20 protein-coding genes are annotated in these 15770 nt (G+C 71.0%); 10 read left to right on the top strand and 10 right to left on the bottom strand.

Annotated elements, in window-relative coordinates:
• Positions 1 to 83: 83 nt before the first annotated feature.
• A complete protein-coding gene (locus KFLA_RS19495; RefSeq protein ID WP_012921532.1) occupies positions 84 to 371 on the bottom strand; it encodes a DUF1330 domain-containing protein in 288 nt (95 codons plus the stop codon).
• A gap of 126 nt (positions 372 to 497) precedes the next feature.
• Here KFLA_RS19495 and KFLA_RS19500 point away from each other — a divergent pair, with 126 nt between their 5' ends.
• Positions 498 to 1436 (top strand): AraC family transcriptional regulator, encoded by a 939-nt coding sequence (locus KFLA_RS19500; protein WP_012921533.1) that lies wholly within the window; start codon positions 498 to 500, stop codon positions 1434 to 1436.
• Positions 1437 to 1472: 36 nt separating this feature from the next.
• Here KFLA_RS19500 and KFLA_RS19505 read toward each other — a convergent pair whose 3' ends face one another.
• Positions 1473 to 2918, bottom strand: coding sequence for a GH1 family beta-glucosidase (locus KFLA_RS19505; RefSeq protein ID WP_012921534.1), 1446 nt, complete (start codon positions 2916 to 2918; stop codon positions 1473 to 1475).
• 196 nt (positions 2919 to 3114) lie between these two features.
• Here KFLA_RS19505 and KFLA_RS19510 point away from each other — a divergent pair, with 196 nt between their 5' ends.
• From KFLA_RS19510 to KFLA_RS19520, 3 genes are all read left to right on the top strand, one after another.
• A complete protein-coding gene (locus KFLA_RS19510) occupies positions 3115 to 3543 on the top strand; it encodes a hypothetical protein (RefSeq protein ID WP_012921535.1) in 429 nt (142 codons plus the stop codon).
• A gap of 223 nt (positions 3544 to 3766) precedes the next feature.
• Positions 3767 to 4693 carry a hypothetical protein gene (locus tag KFLA_RS19515; RefSeq protein ID WP_012921536.1) on the top strand — a complete coding sequence of 309 codons (927 nt, stop codon included), beginning with the start codon at positions 3767 to 3769 and terminating at the stop codon, positions 4691 to 4693.
• A gap of 288 nt (positions 4694 to 4981) precedes the next feature.
• On the top strand, positions 4982 to 6109 hold the full coding sequence (locus tag KFLA_RS19520) for a M23 family metallopeptidase (RefSeq protein WP_012921537.1): 1128 nt from the start codon (positions 4982 to 4984) through the stop codon (positions 6107 to 6109).
• A gap of 93 nt (positions 6110 to 6202) precedes the next feature.
• Here KFLA_RS19520 and KFLA_RS19525 read toward each other — a convergent pair whose 3' ends face one another.
• Positions 6203 to 6682, bottom strand: coding sequence for a MarR family winged helix-turn-helix transcriptional regulator (locus tag KFLA_RS19525; RefSeq protein ID WP_012921538.1), 480 nt, complete (start codon positions 6680 to 6682; stop codon positions 6203 to 6205).
• Between the two features lie 46 nt (positions 6683 to 6728).
• On the opposite strand from KFLA_RS19525, the gene KFLA_RS19530 reads away from it, so the two are divergent.
• Positions 6729 to 7196 carry a pyridoxamine 5'-phosphate oxidase family protein gene (locus KFLA_RS19530; RefSeq protein WP_012921539.1) on the top strand — a complete coding sequence of 156 codons (468 nt, stop codon included), beginning with the start codon at positions 6729 to 6731 and terminating at the stop codon, positions 7194 to 7196.
• Positions 7197 to 7206: 10 nt separating this feature from the next.
• On the opposite strand, the gene KFLA_RS19535 is transcribed toward KFLA_RS19530, so the two are convergent.
• The 4 genes from KFLA_RS19535 to KFLA_RS19545 form a co-directional block, all read right to left on the bottom strand.
• A complete protein-coding gene (locus KFLA_RS19535) occupies positions 7207 to 7437 on the bottom strand; it encodes a nuclear transport factor 2-like protein (protein WP_237706542.1) in 231 nt (76 codons plus the stop codon).
• A gap of 17 nt (positions 7438 to 7454) precedes the next feature.
• Positions 7455 to 7580 carry a hypothetical protein gene (locus KFLA_RS39365; RefSeq protein ID WP_272941257.1) on the bottom strand — a complete coding sequence of 42 codons (126 nt, stop codon included), beginning with the start codon at positions 7578 to 7580 and terminating at the stop codon, positions 7455 to 7457.
• A 72-nt stretch (positions 7581 to 7652) separates the two neighbouring features.
• Complete coding sequence (locus tag KFLA_RS19540) at positions 7653 to 8225, bottom strand: dihydrofolate reductase family protein (RefSeq protein ID WP_012921540.1); 573 nt, start codon at positions 8223 to 8225, stop codon at positions 7653 to 7655.
• 87 nt (positions 8226 to 8312) lie between these two features.
• Positions 8313 to 8693, bottom strand: coding sequence for a winged helix-turn-helix transcriptional regulator (locus KFLA_RS19545; protein ID WP_012921541.1), 381 nt, complete (start codon positions 8691 to 8693; stop codon positions 8313 to 8315).
• Positions 8694 to 8813: 120 nt separating this feature from the next.
• Between KFLA_RS19545 and KFLA_RS19550 the strand changes: the two genes are divergently transcribed.
• Positions 8814 to 9704 (top strand): NAD(P)-dependent oxidoreductase, encoded by an 891-nt coding sequence (locus tag KFLA_RS19550; RefSeq protein WP_012921542.1) that lies wholly within the window; start codon positions 8814 to 8816, stop codon positions 9702 to 9704.
• Between the two features lie 132 nt (positions 9705 to 9836).
• Here KFLA_RS19550 and KFLA_RS19555 read toward each other — a convergent pair whose 3' ends face one another.
• Positions 9837 to 10004 carry a hypothetical protein gene (locus tag KFLA_RS19555; RefSeq protein WP_237706543.1) on the bottom strand — a complete coding sequence of 56 codons (168 nt, stop codon included), beginning with the start codon at positions 10002 to 10004 and terminating at the stop codon, positions 9837 to 9839.
• Between the two features lie 237 nt (positions 10005 to 10241).
• On the opposite strand from KFLA_RS19555, the gene KFLA_RS19560 reads away from it, so the two are divergent.
• Entirely contained in the window at positions 10242 to 11045 is an 804-nt protein-coding gene (locus KFLA_RS19560) for a class I SAM-dependent methyltransferase (RefSeq protein WP_012921544.1), read from the top strand.
• 25 nt (positions 11046 to 11070) lie between these two features.
• Here KFLA_RS19560 and KFLA_RS19565 read toward each other — a convergent pair whose 3' ends face one another.
• Positions 11071 to 11622 carry a TetR/AcrR family transcriptional regulator gene (locus tag KFLA_RS19565; RefSeq protein ID WP_012921545.1) on the bottom strand — a complete coding sequence of 184 codons (552 nt, stop codon included), beginning with the start codon at positions 11620 to 11622 and terminating at the stop codon, positions 11071 to 11073.
• 92 nt (positions 11623 to 11714) lie between these two features.
• Here KFLA_RS19565 and KFLA_RS19570 point away from each other — a divergent pair, with 92 nt between their 5' ends.
• The gene (locus KFLA_RS19570; protein WP_012921546.1) at positions 11715 to 12458 is read left to right on the top strand and encodes an SDR family oxidoreductase; all 744 of its coding nucleotides are present in this window, start codon (positions 11715 to 11717) and stop codon (positions 12456 to 12458) included.
• Here KFLA_RS19570 and KFLA_RS19575 read toward each other — a convergent pair.
• Positions 12430 to 13659 (bottom strand): MFS transporter, encoded by a 1230-nt coding sequence (locus tag KFLA_RS19575; protein WP_012921547.1) that lies wholly within the window; start codon positions 13657 to 13659, stop codon positions 12430 to 12432. The two genes, KFLA_RS19570 and KFLA_RS19575, sit on opposite strands and share 29 nt — an antisense overlap.
• 86 nt (positions 13660 to 13745) lie before the next feature.
• Between KFLA_RS19575 and KFLA_RS19580 the strand changes: the two genes are divergently transcribed.
• Positions 13746 to 14192: a winged helix-turn-helix transcriptional regulator gene (locus KFLA_RS19580; protein ID WP_012921548.1), complete on the top strand. Its 447-nt coding sequence runs from the start codon at positions 13746 to 13748 to the stop codon at positions 14190 to 14192.
• 45 nt (positions 14193 to 14237) lie between these two features.
• Positions 14238 to 15707, top strand: coding sequence for a serine/threonine-protein kinase (locus KFLA_RS38360; protein WP_012921549.1), 1470 nt, complete (start codon positions 14238 to 14240; stop codon positions 15705 to 15707).
• Positions 15708 to 15770: the final 63 nt, after the last annotated feature.

Genomic DNA, 15770 nt, shown 5'->3' on the forward strand with positions numbered 1-15770 from the left:
GGCCGGGAAATCGTTCGGGGGCCGAGCTCGGGTGGGCAGGGCGGCCGGCTCGCCGTTCGCCGCGGCGAGCCGGCCGCCAGGTGTCAGTTGGCCTCGGCGACGACGACCTTGACGGTGGAGTACTTGCGGCGCAGGTCCTTGTACGGCTCGTACTCCGGGGAGTTCCAGAAGTCGAGCACGGCCTGCTTGCTGGGGAACTCGTGAATGACCAGGGTCGGCGGGTTCCAGTCGCCTTCCAGGGTCTCGGTGCCGGGGTCGACGAGGATGTTGCGGGCGCCGACCTTGTCGATCAGCGGGGTGACGCCGTCGATGTACTGCTGGAAGCCCTCGGCGTCGGCGACGTCGAGATCGATGACTACATAGGCACTCATGAGGATCTTCTCCTGGTTGTCGGTGTGACCGTTGCCTTCAGCCTAGGAACCAGAAGTGGGCTTTCCTATGTTGCTTCAGGCCGAAAACATACGTCAGCGTCCCGCACGGCCCGGTACGCTGGCGGCGTGGACGTTTTCAGTGACGTGATCGCCAGTGCGCGGGTCGGGCTGCCGAAGTTCACCCGGTCGCAGCGGGTGGGGCGATGGGGCAACCGGTTCGGGCCGTACCCCGGCGCCGGGTTCCACGTGGTGCTGCAGGGGGCGTGCTGGCTCATTCCGCCCTCGGGTGAGCCGGTCGCGCTGGGCGCCGGGGACGTGGTGTTCCTGCCGCACGGAGTACAGCACGGCATGAGTGACAGCCCGGACCGGAAGGTCGCGGAGCTGCCGCCCGACCCCGGCGTCGACCTCGTCGGCGAGTTCGACGAGGCGCCGGACCAGGCACTGCTGCTGTGCGGCGCCTACCGGCTGGACCGCGGACTCGCGCACCCGTTCCTGCGCTCGCTACCCGAAGTCGTGCACCTGCCGACGCATCCCGGCCGGCGCTCCGGGCTGGACGCGGCGGTCGAGCTGCTGCGCGCGGACCTCGCAGAGAACCGCCCCGGCGCGGAAGCCGCGCAACCCGCGCTGCTGGACCTGCTGCTCGTCTACCTGCTGCGCGAGTGGCTCGACTCCGAGCCCGGCAAGTCGGAGACCGGCTGGGGCGCGGCACTCACCGACCCGGCCATCACCGCGGCCTTGCACCATATTCACCGCGAGCCCGGCAGGCAGTGGACGGTGCAGGAGCTCGCCCACGAGGCGGGTCTGTCCAGGACGGTGTTCGCCCGCCGCTTCAGCGCACTGGTCGGCCAGCCACCGCTGACCTACCTGACCTGGTGGCGCCTGAGTACGGCGGCTCAGCTGCTGCGCAGCGGCGACGCGCCCCTGGCATCGATCGCCCGGCAGGTCGGCTACACGTCGGAGTTCGCCTTCGCCGCCGCTTTCAAGCGCGAATTCGGCCTGGCCCCGGGCGCCTACCGACGCCAAGCCCCCGACCGCCCAGCCGCCCAGCTCGCCGCCGAAGGCTGAGCCCACCGGTTGCCCGGTGGTGAGGACGCCGCCGGGTCAGCCGAGCTCGAGGCTGCGGGTGCGGATGACGTCGGCGTACCAGCGCGCGGACTTCTTCGGCGTCCGTCGCTGGCTCGGGAAGTCGACGTGGACCAGACCCCACCGCTGCGTGTAGCCCCGGGCCCACTCGAAGTCGTCGAGCAAGGTCCAGGCGTGGTACGCGCGCACCTTGACGCCCTGGCTCATCGCGGCCTGCGTGGCGGCGAGGTGATCGCGCAGGAAGCCGATCCGGGTCTCGTCCGCGTCCGGTGACTCACCGGCGGTGTCGGGCAGGCCGTTCTCCGCGACGACGATCTCGAGGCCGTAGTCGCGGTGCAGGCGGACCAGCAGATCGGTCAGGCCGCCCGGGTGGATCTGCTGCCAGCCCGCCGCCGACACGGGGTACCGCTTGAGCATCTCGCCGGTCGGGTCGACCACCGCCGGCGAGTAGTAGTTGACGCCCAGGAAGTCGACCGGCTCCGAGATCACCGCGAGATCGCCGTCGCGGACCGCGGCGCGCAGCGCTCCGGCGGCCCGCGGATCCAGGGCGCCGGTGAGCGCCGGATAGCTGCCCTTGAGCAGCGGTTCGAGGTACAGCGTGTTCTCGGTGACGTCGGCCAACCGGGTCGCCTGCCGGGACTCCGGCGACTCGTCGAACGGGTAGCACGGCGTGATCGCCAGGCACGGACCGATCCGCGCCTGCTTCGACCCGGACGCCCGGAACGCCTGGACCGCGCGGCCGTGGGCGAGGTTCAGGTGGTGCAGCACCTTGCCGGCCGCGACCTCGTCCCGGCGGCCCGGCGCCATCCAGCCGCGCTGGTATCCCTGCTGCACGATGATCTTCGGCTCATTGACGGTCAGCCAGCTGTCGACGCCGTCCAGCGCCTTCACCAGGGTCTCCGCATAGTCCCCGAACCAGCCGGCCACGTCCCGGTTCTCCCAGCCGCCCCGTTGTTGCAGTGCCTGCGGCAGGTCCCAGTGGTACATGGTCGCCACCGGCGAGATGCCGCGCTCGCGGAGCCGGCCGACCAGCCGACGGTAGAAGTCCAGACCCTTCGGGTTCACCGTGCCGGTGCCCTGCGGGAAGATGCGCGGCCAGGCGATCGAGAAGCGGTAGCTGGCCACGCCCAGCTCCGTCAGCAGGTCCAGATCCGCTTCCCAGCGGCGATAGTGGTCAGCCGCCACCGCGCCGGAGCTGCTGTCGTCGATCTTGCCGGGCACAGCGCAGAACTCGTCCCAGATCGACCGGCCCCGGCCGTCCGCCCCGACCGCGCCCTCGATCTGGTACGCCGAGGTCGCGACGCCCAGCGCGAGCCCGGCCGGCAGCTCGACCCGCCGAGTGGCCGGCGTGGTCGGTGCCGCCTCGGGTTCACCGTCGCCGCGACAGCCCGCCAGCACGGCCGCCGCCCCGGACGCAGCCGCCACCAGCACCGCCCGGCGACCGATCGATCCCCGCTCCGCCACGCCGTCTCCCCCACTCTGCCTCGCGAGGGACCAGTGAACCCCGGCTCGCCACCTCGCGCCACGGTTTTGCCTGTTCCTGCCACGCGGTGCGGCACGTCGTCAGCTGCCGCGGCCGGCGCGAGCGGAGTGCGAGCGAAGTGAGAGCACCGTCGACTGAACTGACGCCGACAACCACTTGACCGAGAGGCACTCCAGAGTGCGCACACGCCACCGGATCGCCGCCATCGCCGCGGCGGTTGCCGCCCTCACCGCAGCCACGATCACCCCGGCCGCCGCCTACGACGGGTACGACCAGGACTGCGGCAACGGCGGCAAGTTCGCGCTCACCAACGGCACCCTGTGCGTCGACATCGCGGGCCAGCCGGACCAGTACGGCACCATCGGTGTCGGCTACTGGCGCAACGGCGGCACGACGTACATCGACGTCTCGCTGGGCTACCTGGCGAACGGCCGGACCTACTGGCACCCCGACGGCTACATAACGCTGGCGCCGGGCCAGTCGACTACCGGCACCAAGCGCTTCAACAGCTGGCTGAACAGCAGTTGTGTGCAGGGCGTGATGCTCGTGCACAACACCAGCATCACCTACATCACCGGGAAGGCGGGACCCGGCTGCGAGAACTAGCGCGGTCGATGGACCCGCCTGCGAGTACCGCGCCCCGGCCGGCCACACGGGGCCTGACCGGCCGGGCCGCCCTCGTCACGGATCCGAGTACTGCCGGTGACCAGGTCGCCACACTGCCGTACCGCAGTACAAGCATTGTTGCCTGCTGCATCGAGTTGGTGGTTGCCGGTTGCAACAGGCTTGGCGTTGCTCGTGGCGCTGTCCGGGGCGCATCGTAAGGACCGTGGACGTCGACCAGGTCGCGGTGGAGCTGTACGGGCTGACCCCGGAGGAGTTCACCGCTGCCCGGAACCAGCTGGCCAAGACGCTCAAGGACCAAGGCGCCATCGCCGCCGGCGACGCGGTGAAGGCCTTGCGCAAGCCGACGCTCGCCGCCTGGCTGGCCAACCAGCTCGTCCGGGTCGAGCCCGACGGCGTACACCAGCTGACCGAGCTCGGCGAGCAACTTCGCGAAGCGCACCTGTCCGCCGACGGGGCACGACTGCGCCGACTCACACCCCGGCGCCACGAGCTGGTCCAGGCTCTGGTGCGAGCTGCCCGCGCCTATGCCCAGGGTGAAGGCCGCGCCGTCAGCCCCGCGATCGCCGACCGGCTCACCGAGACCCTCGACGCGGCCCTGGTCGACCCCGGCGCCGCGCAACTGCTCCGCACCGGCCAACTGACCAGCGCGCTGCGGCATGTCGGTTTCGGCGTTGTCGACGAGACCGGTGAACCCGCACAACTGGCGCTGGTCAGGCCCCGCGTCGTCCGCAGCAACGCCGCCAAGCCAACCAAGCCGGTACCGCGGAAGACCCTCGTCCCGAAGCCGAAGCCGAAGCCGACCACCACCGCGCCGCGACCGTCCGAGCTCGACGACGCCCGCCGCAAGGCCCAGCTCCGCGCTCGCGCCGAGGAAGCGGAAGCCACCTACGCCGAGGCCGAGGCCGAACGAGCCGCGGCGGAGTCGCTCCTGGACGCCAACCAGCACCAGATCGCCGACCTGGAGGCAACACTGGAGCGCCTCAACGAGGAACTCGAGCAAGCCCGCGCCCGGCTCCGCGCCGAACGCCGCACCACCGCCAAGCTCGAACGAGCCCTCCGCCGCGCCACCCAGACCGCCGCCGTCGCCCAACGCCACCGCGACACCCACCGCAAACGCCTCAACGGCTGACGGGTTCCCGCGAGACCTCCGCAGGAACCCGTCGGCTGATCACCGCGTGGGCTGCTGGTTGCAGAACACAGTGTCGACCAGCCGCCCCAGGGCCTTCGCAAAGCTTCTGACCTGGCTGGGGCCGCTCTGTGGCGCCGGGTGTGTTCGGCCTGCTCGGAAACCCGCGCCGCGGTGAACGGTGAAAGGATTACGGGGACGGAGAGTTTCGCGGCGATAACTGTCGGGAAGAACCCTAGATGCGCTTCGCCGCCCCGCGAGCGCTCCGCCCCTACGAGATTGGCTCCGCCCATGCGCAGATCTCCGCTGTCTCCACTTCGACCTGGCCGTGCTTCCGGCGCGGTCCGGCGCGGCCTGGCCTTGAAGGCCGGCCTCGGACTGGCCCTCGCGACCGGCCTGGCCGGCGCCGCCCAGGCTGCGCCCGTACCGCAAGGCCCGGCCTCGGCCGCGGATGCGGGCGCAGCGTCCGCCGCGGGTGCGACCGCACTGCCGGTCACCCTGAGGTCAGCTCAGCAGGCGCTTCCGGCCCGGTCGACCCAGTCCCTCGCCCAGGCCGTCGCCGCTGACGCGCTCGCCCAGAGCGCCGAAACCCGCACCGTCGCCCCCGCGCAGGCTGCCGCTCGGCTGGCCGCCGCCCAGCGGGAACTCGTGGTCGACGTCAGGTCGGCGACCGCCGGCTGGGCCCGGGGCGTCGCCTACATCGAAGCCCCGAAGACCGAGCACGCCGCTCCGCAGGGCTGGCTGTTCGTCGCTCGGCAGGTCGGCGGTCGCTGGGTGACGGGCCTGGAGGGTGACCAGGAGTTCGCCGGCTTCGTGGCGACCTCTCCGCTCGTACCGGTCGCCGAACGCGCCTCCCTCAAGGCGTTCGCGGAGAAGAAGGCCTCCGCCACGAACGGCACCCTCGCCGCGACCGGCCTGCTGCTGCCGTGGATGCCGGACTACTACATGACGATGTCCGGCGGCCCGCACGCCTGGGACGGCGGCTCCGGCCCGTGGAGCAGCCTGGACTTCGCCGGCGGCAACGCCAGCGGCATCGTCCGCTCGTCGGGTTCCGGCACCGCGACCTCGATGTGCGGCGCCGGCGGAGGCTGGACCCGGGTGATCCACCCGAACGGCTTCTCGACGGATTACTACCACATGCACAGCACGACGTACTACAACGGAACGGCGGTCGGCCGCAGCGCCTACCTCGGCGTCATCGGCGTCGACGTGTGCGCCGGCGGAGCAGCCAGCGGAGCCCACGTGCACTGGGGGCTGCGCACGTACGACGCCGCGATGAACGGCCAGTACACCAACCTGCACGGTCGCGGGATCGGCGGCTGGACCTTCTACCACGGCACCGCGCAGTACGGCGGCTACGCGGTCCGCAACGGCGTCACCGCCTACCCGGGCCACGCGATCTACAACCGCCTGAGCTGAACCAGCCTCCCCGGGCGACGGGGAGCCCTTGAAGCACCTCGCCAGTGGCAGCCTGACCACCAGGTTGCCACTGGCAACCATCGTTGTGGGTCGTCACCGCGGCGGACGCACCCGCCGCGAACGGACCGGCGCGTCCGCGTCCAGGTGACGAAGAACGTCCAGCAGGAGACGGCGAGCCGCTTCGAGCCGGTCCGCGCCGAACTTCTCGCGAAGTTCGGTCTCCAGCTCCGCCCGGTGCCGCCGGGCCGCGGCGATCACTGCATCGCCACGCGCGGTCAACCCCACCAGCCGCGCCCGGCCGTCGGCCGGGTCTGACGCGCGGGACAGATAGCCCCGCTTCTCCAGGTCGGCCACCGCCTTCGACGCGGCCTGCTGACTGACCTCCAGCCGCTTGGCCAGTTCTCCGATCGTCAGTGGCTTCGGCACGAGGTGCTGGAAGATCACCCCGTCCGCGAAGCGCGCATCCCCGAAGCCGTCACCCGCGAGCCGCCGCTGGATCTCGTCGGACAACGCCCACCCGGTGAACAACGACGACAACGACAGGTCCGCGCTCGCCGGGTCGAAGTCCGTCACCGGCAAGACTATACAACCTGCGTTGTACGTCTGTTACTGTACAACCATGGTTGTGGAAAATGCGTTCATCACGACAGCTCACCGGATCGTGTGGTGCACGGTCGCGACGGTCGACACCCGAGGACGGCCGCGATCGCGCATCCTGCACCCCTACTGGGAGTACGACGGGCACGCGCTGACCGGGTGGATCGTCACCCGCGCGACGCCGCTCAAGGTCAATCACCTGGCCAGCTCCCCGTACGTGAGCTGTTCGTACTGGGACGCCACCCAGGACGTCGCGATCGCGGACTGCCAGGCGGAGTGGGTCGACCACATCCCCACCCGGCACCGCGTGTGGGAGTTGTACCGCGACGCTCCCGCGCCTCTCGGCTTCGACTTCTGGAGCGCCTTTCCGGATGGGCCTGCCGCGCAGACGCCGTCCCTGCTCCGGCTGACGCCGTACCGGCTGCGTGTCACCGACCTCGACACCCTCAGCGGCCGAAAGCCTGCACTCACCTGGCGAGCAGCATCTTGACCGGGCTGATTCAGTCGGCCGTCGTGGTGCAGGCGTGGGCGATGGCTTGGGTGTCCCAGTAGAACGGACGGACCTCGGTGATCCGCCCCTTCCGTGACCGTGATCGCTTGCAGGATCGGGAAGCTGAGCTCCGCCCGGTCGCACGCACCCGAGCCTTCACCTGCGACAGGACTACTGCCGTCTCACCAGTGGCCAGGAACTCCTGCTCCACCAGGTCGAACGTCTCCCAGATCTCCCCCATCGCCAGGAAGAACCGGGTTATGCCGTCGTGCCCGCGCCACGTACCGCCGTACGGCAGACCTTCCGCCTGGTGACCACGACGTCCGGCGCGAAGAACGGCGCCAGCACCTCGAACGAGGCTTCTCCAGGCCGCTCGTCAGCCATCCGTCGTGCGAGCAGGCCGGCTCCGCCTGTCCCGGTGGATGGGGCGCACCGGGGCAGGCGGACGGGAGGTGGTCAGGGCTTGGCGACGCGGTAGCGGAGGTGGGGGACGGAGCCCAGGACCGATTGGCCGTCCGGGATCAGCTCCGCCTGGTCGCCGTCGAACAGGCGGGTGCCCGCTCCCAGCAGGCGCGGGACGATGTGGATCCAGACCTCGTCGAGCAGGCCGGCGCGGAGCAGGTGGCGGGCGACGTCGGCGCCGAGCACGATGACGTTCTTGTCGCCCGCGGCTTCCTTCGCCCGGCGGGCAGCGGATTCCAGCCCGTCGAAGGCGAACGTGCCGCCGTTGTCGCCGAGCAGGTCGTCGCGGGTCCGGTGGGTGACCACGAAGGACGGGACACCGGGCCACGGCGTACCGCCCCACGGCTTCAAACCGAGGTCGAACGTCCGCCGCCCGACGAGGGTGGCGCCCACCGACTCGTCCAGCTCGCGGCGGATGCCGGCGTCGATGTCGGCGTTCGGGCCCTCGCCGCCCATCCAGGCGTGCAGTCCTTCGCCGCCGTCGCCCATCGGCTCCTCGGGCCGCACGTTCGGTCCGGCCGAGAACCCGTCCAGCGACACCGACACGTCCAGTACGATCTTGCTCATCGCGGGATCCTTCCGTCTGCGGGCCGCCGTCCGGGCCCTGTCACGGAAGGGTCGGAGCCGATCGGCCGTCCTTGACACACCGTGCCATCAAGGCCGGGGCATCGCCGCGGCGTCCTGATGATCGACCAGCCGGATCTGCTGCCGGCGGATCCGCGTCGAGCCCCACTGGCCGAGCGGCGCGAGCGCGGCGTTCAGGGAGCGGCCCTCGGCGGTGAGCGAGTACTCCACCCGCGGCGGCACCTCGGCGTACACGGTGCGGACGACGAGGCCGTCCTCTTCCATCTCCCGCAGGTGCTGGGTGAGCATCTTCTCGCTGACCCCGGGCAGTCCGCGCCGCAGCTCCGCGAACCGGCGCACGCCGTGCGCGTCGAGCTCCCAGAGGATCAGGCCCTTCCACTTGCCGCTCACCACGTCGAGCGCCGCGTCGATACCGCAGATGTACGGGCCCTGCCGAGCCGACTTCGTCATGGCCGTTCCTCACTAACCAAAAGGTAAGTATCGCAGTAAATAGTGGGTACTTCCCTGACCCAGCGTAGCGACCGAGCATGGGTGGTGACCATTCGCAGTACGAGCGACCAAGGAGCGACCTTGCCCCCCACCGACCGCACCCCCGTCACGCTGATCGGCCTCGGCCCGATGGGACAGGCGATGACCCGCGCGCTGCTCGCGGCCGGACACCCGGTGACCGTCTGGAACCGGACCCCCGCCCGGGCCGCCGGCGTCGTGGCCGACGGCGCCGTTCTCGCCGCGAGTCCGGTCGAGGCCGTCGAAGCCGGCGACCTGGTCATCCTCAGCCTGACCGACTACCAGGCGATGTACGACGTACTGGAGCCGGCCACCGGCTCGCTCGCGGGCCGCACCGTCGTCAACCTCAGCTCCGACACCCCGGACCGCACCCGCGCGGCCGCGGACTGGGCCACCGAGCACGGCGCGACGTTCCTGACCGGCGGGGTGATGATCCCCGCGCCGATGGTTGGCACCGAGGAGGCCTACGTCTACTACAGCGGCCCCGCCGAGGTCTTCGAGAAGCACCGGACCACGCTCACCGTGATCGGGGCTCCCCGCTACCTCGGCGAAGACACGGGCCTGGCACAGCTGATGTATCAGGCGCAGCTCGACGTCTTCCTGACCACGCTGTCGTCGCTGATGCACGCAACAGCCCTGCTCGGTACGGCGGGCGTCAGCGCGGCGGAGTCGATGCCCGAGCTGATCGGGATGCTGCGCACCGTGCCGGCGATGCTGGAGGCGGGCGGGGAGAATCCCGGCGCGGACATCGACGCCGACAAGCACCCGGGCGACCTGAGCACGATCACGATGATGGGCGCGACCGCCGACCACATCGTCGGGGCGAGCGAGACGGCCGGCATCGACCTCGCGCTGCCGCGAGCGGTGCAGGCGCACTACCGCCGGGCGATCGAGAACGGCCACGGCGGAGACAACTGGACGCGGATCATCGACGGCATCCGCAGCCCGCGCTGACGCAGTGGGCCGGCGCCGGACGGACCTGGCGGGTGCTCCACCCGGAGTGGAGCACCTGTCGGGTTCTGCCGTTCAGTGCCGCGCTGTCGTCACACATCCGTCAGAGCCGCGCTGTCGTCGCGGACCGGTCAGTCAGAGCACGTGCAGCTTGTCGAAGGGCGAGACCACGCGCAGCAGCTTGCCGCCACCCAGGTCGACCACCACCGCGTGCGTGCCCTCGACAGCGTGGATCCTGCCGATGCCCTCCCGGTCGTGGGACACCCGGTCACCGACCTCGAACGTCTTGATCGGGTCGGGCACCCGTGGCTTGAAGGGACTCGTAGACAGGTGACGACGCGTCGTCCCGCGGGAAGATTCCATCACTACCCAGTATGCGGCAACTTCGCCGGTCCGCGCACTTCCGCGCGGCTTCTTGGCCGCGGCCTGAGGTGACGGCGGTCGCGACCCGGACCGTTCGGGGGGTCGGTCGCCACCCCCTGCACGCTGAGAACCCTGCTGCGTGACAGGGTGGTCCAGAGTTCAACGGGAGGAGCCGGCGTGGGAATCGACTGGAGTGCGGGGCGCTACGAGGCCACCGGCGAGATGCTGCTGCCGGTGTCGGAGCTGGTGGTCGCGATGTCCGAGCCGCTCGCGGGCAGGACCGTGGTCGACGTCGGCTGCGGGACCGGCAACGCCGCGCTGCTCGCCGCCGCTCGCGGCGCCGTGGTCACCGGGGTCGATCCCGCGCCCCGGCTGCTGGAGGTCGCGCGGCAGCGGGCCGCCGACCGCGGACTCGAGATCGACTTCGTGACCGGCGAGGCGGCCGGCATTCCGTTGCCGGACCACTCGGCCGACGTGGTGTTCTCGGTGTTCGCGGTGATCTTCGCGCCGGACCCCGGCGCCGCGATCGCCGAGCTGGTGCGGGTGACCACGCAGGACGGCACGATCCGGCTCACCTCCTGGCCGCCGGAAGGGCCGTTGGTGGTGATCAACAAGGTCGTCGGGCAGTTCATGGCCGAGGCGATGGGTGAACAACCAGCCGGGGCGAACCACCCGAAGCCACTCGGCTGGCACGACCGGGACGAGCTGCGCGCGGCGTTCGCGCCGTACGGGTTCGAGGTGGAGGTGGAGCGGCGGTCGCTGACGTTCACGGCACCGTCGCCGGAGGCGTTCCTGGCGACCTCGTCGGAGCATCCGATGGCGGTCGGTGCGTCGCAGGCCCTGAGCACGCTGCCCAACAGCGCCGAGCTGGAGGCGGAGCTCGCCGCGCGGCTGCTCGCGGCGACCGTCGAGCTGAACGAGGACCCGCAGGCCTTCGCGTACACCAACGACTACGTCGTGGTGACCGCACGCCGAGGCTGATACCGCCCGGCTGCGCGGGCCACGGTCACTTCCGGGCGAGCAGACCGCTGAGGATCAGGTCCAGGATGTGGTGGGCTCGTTCGGCCGCCTCCGACTCGTCGAGCCGGGACAAGAAGCCCAGCAGGATCAGTACGTCGTGAGCATCCACGTCGGCGCGGATCGCGCCTTCGCTCTTCCCGGCGGCGAGCAGGAGATCGACGGCCTCGCCGATCGACCCGGTGTGACTGGCGGCGAGCTCCTGCCCTGAGCTCGGCTCGAGCGCGGCCAGGACGCCACGCTTGACGCGCGCGTAGTCGACGACGTTGGACAGCCAGCGGCGGAACGCGGTGGCCGCATCGTGCTCTTCGAGCAGCGGCGCCGCGGAGGCCACGAGCTGGTCGGCGTCGGCGCGATAGACCTCGGCCAGGAGGGCCTCGCGGGTCGGGAAGTTGCGGTAGAGGGTGCCCTGGCCGACGCCGGCCGCCTTCGCGACCGCGTTCATCGGCAGCTCCGAGGTGGAGCTCAGCAGTTCACGCGCGACCTGCAGGATGCGCGCCCGGTTGCCGGCCGCGTCCGCCCGTGGCTTGCGCTGCACCATCACAACCCTCCGGTTGATAAATGGACAAGTGTCCGGATAACCTGTTTGTAAGTGGACACCTGTCAACTTACTCGATCAGGAGGCAGACGCCGATGAGGCAGGACCCGATCACCGGCCAGACCGTTGTTGTCACCGGAGCGAGCAGCGGCATCGGCCGGCAGACCGCCCTGCTGCTCGCGGAACGCGGCGCGTCGGTGGTGCTCGCCGCGCGCCGCCGGGAGCGGATCGACGCCCTCGCCGCGTCGATCGTCGAGGCGGGCGGCCGGGCCCTCGCCGTACCGACCGACGTGGCGGTGCTCGACGACGTGCAAGCACTCGTACGCCGGACGACCGACGAGTTCGGGCGGCTGGACGTCATCGTCAACAACGCCGGGGTGGCCCGGCTCGGCCGGCTGGACCAGCTCGCCGTGGACGACTGGTCGGCGATGGTCGACGTGAACGTCCGCGGAGTTCTGCACGGGCTCGCGGCCGCGCTCCCGGTGTTCCGGCGCCAGGGCCACGGGCACGTGATCACCACCGCCTCGACCGCCGGACTCCGGATCTCCCCCACGATGGCCGTGTACGCCGCCACGAAGAACGCGGCCCGCACGATCATGGAGGGCCTGCGCGCGGAATCCACCGACGGCGTGGTCCGCACGACCGAGATCTCCCCCGGCGTCATCCGCACCGAGCTCGCCGACGGCATGGAATCCGCCGCCCGCGACCAGATCCAGGCCAGCATGCGCGAGTTCGGCCTCGACCCGGCCGCAGTCGCCCGCGCGATCTGCTTCGCCATCGAACAACCACACGACGTCGAGATCGGCTCCCTCACCATCCGCCCCACCGTGCAGAACTGACTTTTGTCCCGCCGGGAGACTCAGCGCGTGGTTGCTTCCTCCGCGTGGCTGGGGTGGATTGGCGGGCGGTGGCCCAGATGGCCAGGGCGCAGGTGGCGTAGGCGGCGCCCAGGACGGTGGAGGCCGGCCAGCCGTGGAGGGTGAAGACGGCGGTGGTGGTGGCTGCGCCCAGGGCGGAGCCCAAGGAGTAGAAGACCATGTAGCTGCCGATGACGGTGCTGGTGCGGTCAGGGTGCGCGGCGGTGAGCAGGTGCTGGTTGCTCACGTGCACAGCCTGTACGGCGAAGTCCAGGACCACGACGCCGACGACGAGGAACCACAGCGACCAGGGCAGCTGGGCGATCGCGGCCCAGGACAGGATGAGCAGGATGAGGGACAGGCCGGTGACCGGGCCTGCTCGTCCTGCGTCGGCCCAGCGCCCCGCGCGGGCTGCGCCGAGGGCGCCGGCGAGTCCGGCGAGACCGAACAATCCGATCTGGCTCTCGCTCAGTTGCCACGGCAGGTCCGCCAGCGGCAACGACAGTCCGCTCCACAAAGTCCCGAACGACGCGAACAGGAAGAACGCGATGAGCCCGCGCGTCAGGAAGAAGCGCTGACCGAACAGGCTGCCGAGCGACCAGACGGTCCGGAGATAACCCGCCGATCGACGAGCACGCGCCTCCGAAGGCAGGACGGCCAGGACGAGCGGCGCGAGCCCGAGCGCGAGCACCGCCAGTACGGCGTACACGCTGCGCCAGCCCCAGAGCTCGGCCAGCGCGCCGGCGACAGCCCGGGCGCCGAGGATGCCGACCACGACCCCCGAGGTCACGACACCGATGGTCCGGCCGCGCTCGGCCGGCGGGGAGACCGATGCCGCGTAGGCCACCGTGGTCTGCACGACCACCGCGAACACCCCGGCCACGGCGAGTCCCACGAACGCCACCCACGCAGCCGACGCCACGGCCGTCAGGATCAACCCGGCCCCGGTCAGTCCAAGGTGTACGGCGATGAGCCGTCGCCTGTCGACCACATCGCCAAGCGGCACGAGCAGCACCAGCCCGGCCAGGTACCCGAGCTGGCTGATCGCCACGATCCACCCGGTGAGCTCCGCCGACACCCCCAGATCGCGGCCCATCGGCTCCAGCACCGGCTGAGCGGCGTACACGCTCGCCACCGCCACACCGCACACCACCGCGAGCAGCAACCGCGCCCACCCCGTCATCGCCCTCACTCCAAATCAGTAGCAGAATGCAACTCTTTGGAGACTAGGGCACAATGGTTTCAATCCGCAACTCATCTGGAGGTGTCATGGCGGCAGTGCCAGAGCCCAGTTGGACCGACCCCCACTGCCCGGTCGCCCGCACCCTGGACCTCGTCGGCGACCGGTGGAGTCTGCTGGTCGTCCGCGACGCGATGGACGGAGCCCGCTCGTTCACCGAGTTCCAGCGCCGCACCGGCATCGCCCGCAACATCCTCACGGACCGCCTGCGCAAGCTGATCGCGCACGGTCTGCTCACCCAGCGCACCGCACCGTCGGGCCGCCGCCAGGAGTACCTGCTGACCGACGCGGGCCGCGACCTCTTCCCCGTCGTACTCACCCTGCGGCAGTGGGGCGAACGCCACGCCTTCTCCCCCGGCGAGGCGCACTCGATCCTGGTCGACCAGCAGGGCAATCCCGTCCCGGAGCTGGTGCCGGCCGGGGCCGACGGCGATCCGCTCGATGCCGACACCACTTCTGTGCGCAAGATCGGGTAGAACTGTGACAGGTTGGTTCGACGTAGCGATGGGTACGGGCGGCAGGTGCTGGTAGCGAAGCGGTACGAACTCGGTCCGTCGATCGGGCGAGGTGGCATGGGAGAGGTCTTCCGTGCCACCGATCAGGTGCTGGGGCGACCGGTGGCGGTCAAGTTGCTGCTGCCGTCCGATCGCGACCCCCAAGGCGCCGAGCGGTTCCACCGCGAGGCGCGCGCCGCCGCCCTGCTGAGCGACCCGCACGTGGTGTCGGTGTACGACTTCGGCCGGCACGACGAGAGCTTCTTCCTGGTGATGGAGCTGGTCGAGGGCCGGACGGTCTCCGCCGAGCTCACCGAGCACGGCCCGCTGCCGATGGACCGGGCGACCGACATCGTCGAGCAGGCCGCCGCGGGTCTCGCCGCGGCGCACCGGGCGGACGTCGTACATCGCGACGTAAAGCCGGGCAACCTGCTGGTGGCGGCCGACGGGACCGTCAAGGTCGCCGACTTCGGCATCGCGCACCTGCCCGGCCAAGGGGCGACCACCCTGACCGCGACCGGCCAGATCATCGGCAGCTCCCACTACCTCGCCCCCGAGCGGGCGCGCGGCGGGCGGGCCGGCAAGCCTTCGGACGTGTACTCGCTGGGGTGCGTGCTCTACCAGCTGGTCACCGGCCGGCCGCCGTTCACCGGTGAGCAGCCGACGGCGATTCTCTACCAGCACGTCGACGCTGCTCCGGAGCCACCCAGCCTGACCCGGCCCGAGCTTGCCGGGCCGTTCGAGGCCGTCCTGCTGCAGATGCTCGCGAAGGATCCCGCGGACCGGCCGACCGCCGCCGAGATCGCGGCCGGCGCTTTGCGCGCCCAGCCGCTCGGCGACGACTGGCGTGCGGTCGCCGCCGTCCCCGCCGCCGCGACCGTCGCCGCTGCGACGGTTCCTGCCGCGCCCGTCGAGGCCGCGCCAGTCGCCGGCCAGCCGGCGGCTGCGGAACGGCCGCCCCGGCGGCGATCGCGAGCGTTGCTGGCCGGCGTGACCGCCGCACTCGCGACGACAGCAGCCGTCCTGGCGGGAGTCGCGCTCTACGGCAACGAGCCCAAGGTGCCGACGACCGACGTCTCCCCTCAGCCGGAGACCACCCCCAAGCCGGGCGCGAGCCTCAGTACGCCGGGACCCTCCACGACGACGACCTCCACGGTCGGCGGGACCCAGACCGCTCCCCCGAACCAGGCGAACCCGACAGGCTCGGTCCAGCCGTCACAGAGCACCGGTCAGCAGGAAGTCACTGCGACCCCCTCCCCCGGCAGCACCACCTCGACCAGTACGACGTCGCCGAGCGTGCCCCCGGAGACCAGTACGACGCCCAGTACGCCGGTCGAGTCCAGCACGACGCCCACCCCTTCCACCGAGCCGACACCGTCGGACGACCCTCCCACCTCGACCACCCCGTCCCCCGACACCTCCACGACCACCCCGCCGGCGGAAGGCACGCCGACGCCGGACCGGGAGAACCGCAGTACCCCGACCCCGTCGAACTGACCGGCTCGCAGGTACCGATCTCGCGTTCGCCGGCTCGGATGACCGGTCGAGCGTTTCCCGGAT

The sequence above is a fragment of the Kribbella flavida DSM 17836 genome, assembly GCF_000024345.1.
Lineage (GTDB): Bacteria > Actinomycetota > Actinomycetes > Propionibacteriales > Kribbellaceae > Kribbella > Kribbella flavida.

What these genes read in the sequence shown, in the direction of transcription:
- KFLA_RS19565 (WP_012921545.1), bottom strand. Translation starts at nt 11,622, where the DNA reads ATGGTGCAGCGCAAGCCACGGGCGGACGCGGCCGGCAACCGGGCGCGC.
- KFLA_RS19545 (WP_012921541.1), bottom strand. Translation starts at nt 8,693, where the DNA reads ATGACGAAGTCGGCTCGGCAGGGCCCGTACATCTGCGGTATCGACGCG.
- KFLA_RS19580 (WP_012921548.1), top strand. Translation starts at nt 13,746, where the DNA reads ATGGCGGCAGTGCCAGAGCCCAGTTGGACCGACCCCCACTGCCCGGTC.
- KFLA_RS19495 (WP_012921532.1), bottom strand. Translation starts at nt 371, where the DNA reads ATGAGTGCCTATGTAGTCATCGATCTCGACGTCGCCGACGCCGAGGGC.
- KFLA_RS19575 (WP_012921547.1), bottom strand. Translation starts at nt 13,659, where the DNA reads ATGACGGGGTGGGCGCGGTTGCTGCTCGCGGTGGTGTGCGGTGTGGCG.
- KFLA_RS19570 (WP_012921546.1), top strand. Translation starts at nt 11,715, where the DNA reads ATGAGGCAGGACCCGATCACCGGCCAGACCGTTGTTGTCACCGGAGCG.
- KFLA_RS19520 (WP_012921537.1), top strand. Translation starts at nt 4,982, where the DNA reads ATGCGCAGATCTCCGCTGTCTCCACTTCGACCTGGCCGTGCTTCCGGC.
- KFLA_RS39365 (WP_272941257.1), bottom strand. Translation starts at nt 7,580, where the DNA reads ATGGCTGACGAGCGGCCTGGAGAAGCCTCGTTCGAGGTGCTGGCGCCG.
- KFLA_RS19535 (WP_237706542.1), bottom strand. Translation starts at nt 7,437, where the DNA reads ATGGGGGAGATCTGGGAGACGTTCGACCTGGTGGAGCAGGAGTTCCTG.
- KFLA_RS19530 (WP_012921539.1), top strand. Translation starts at nt 6,729, where the DNA reads ATGGTTGTGGAAAATGCGTTCATCACGACAGCTCACCGGATCGTGTGG.
- KFLA_RS19540 (WP_012921540.1), bottom strand. Translation starts at nt 8,225, where the DNA reads ATGAGCAAGATCGTACTGGACGTGTCGGTGTCGCTGGACGGGTTCTCG.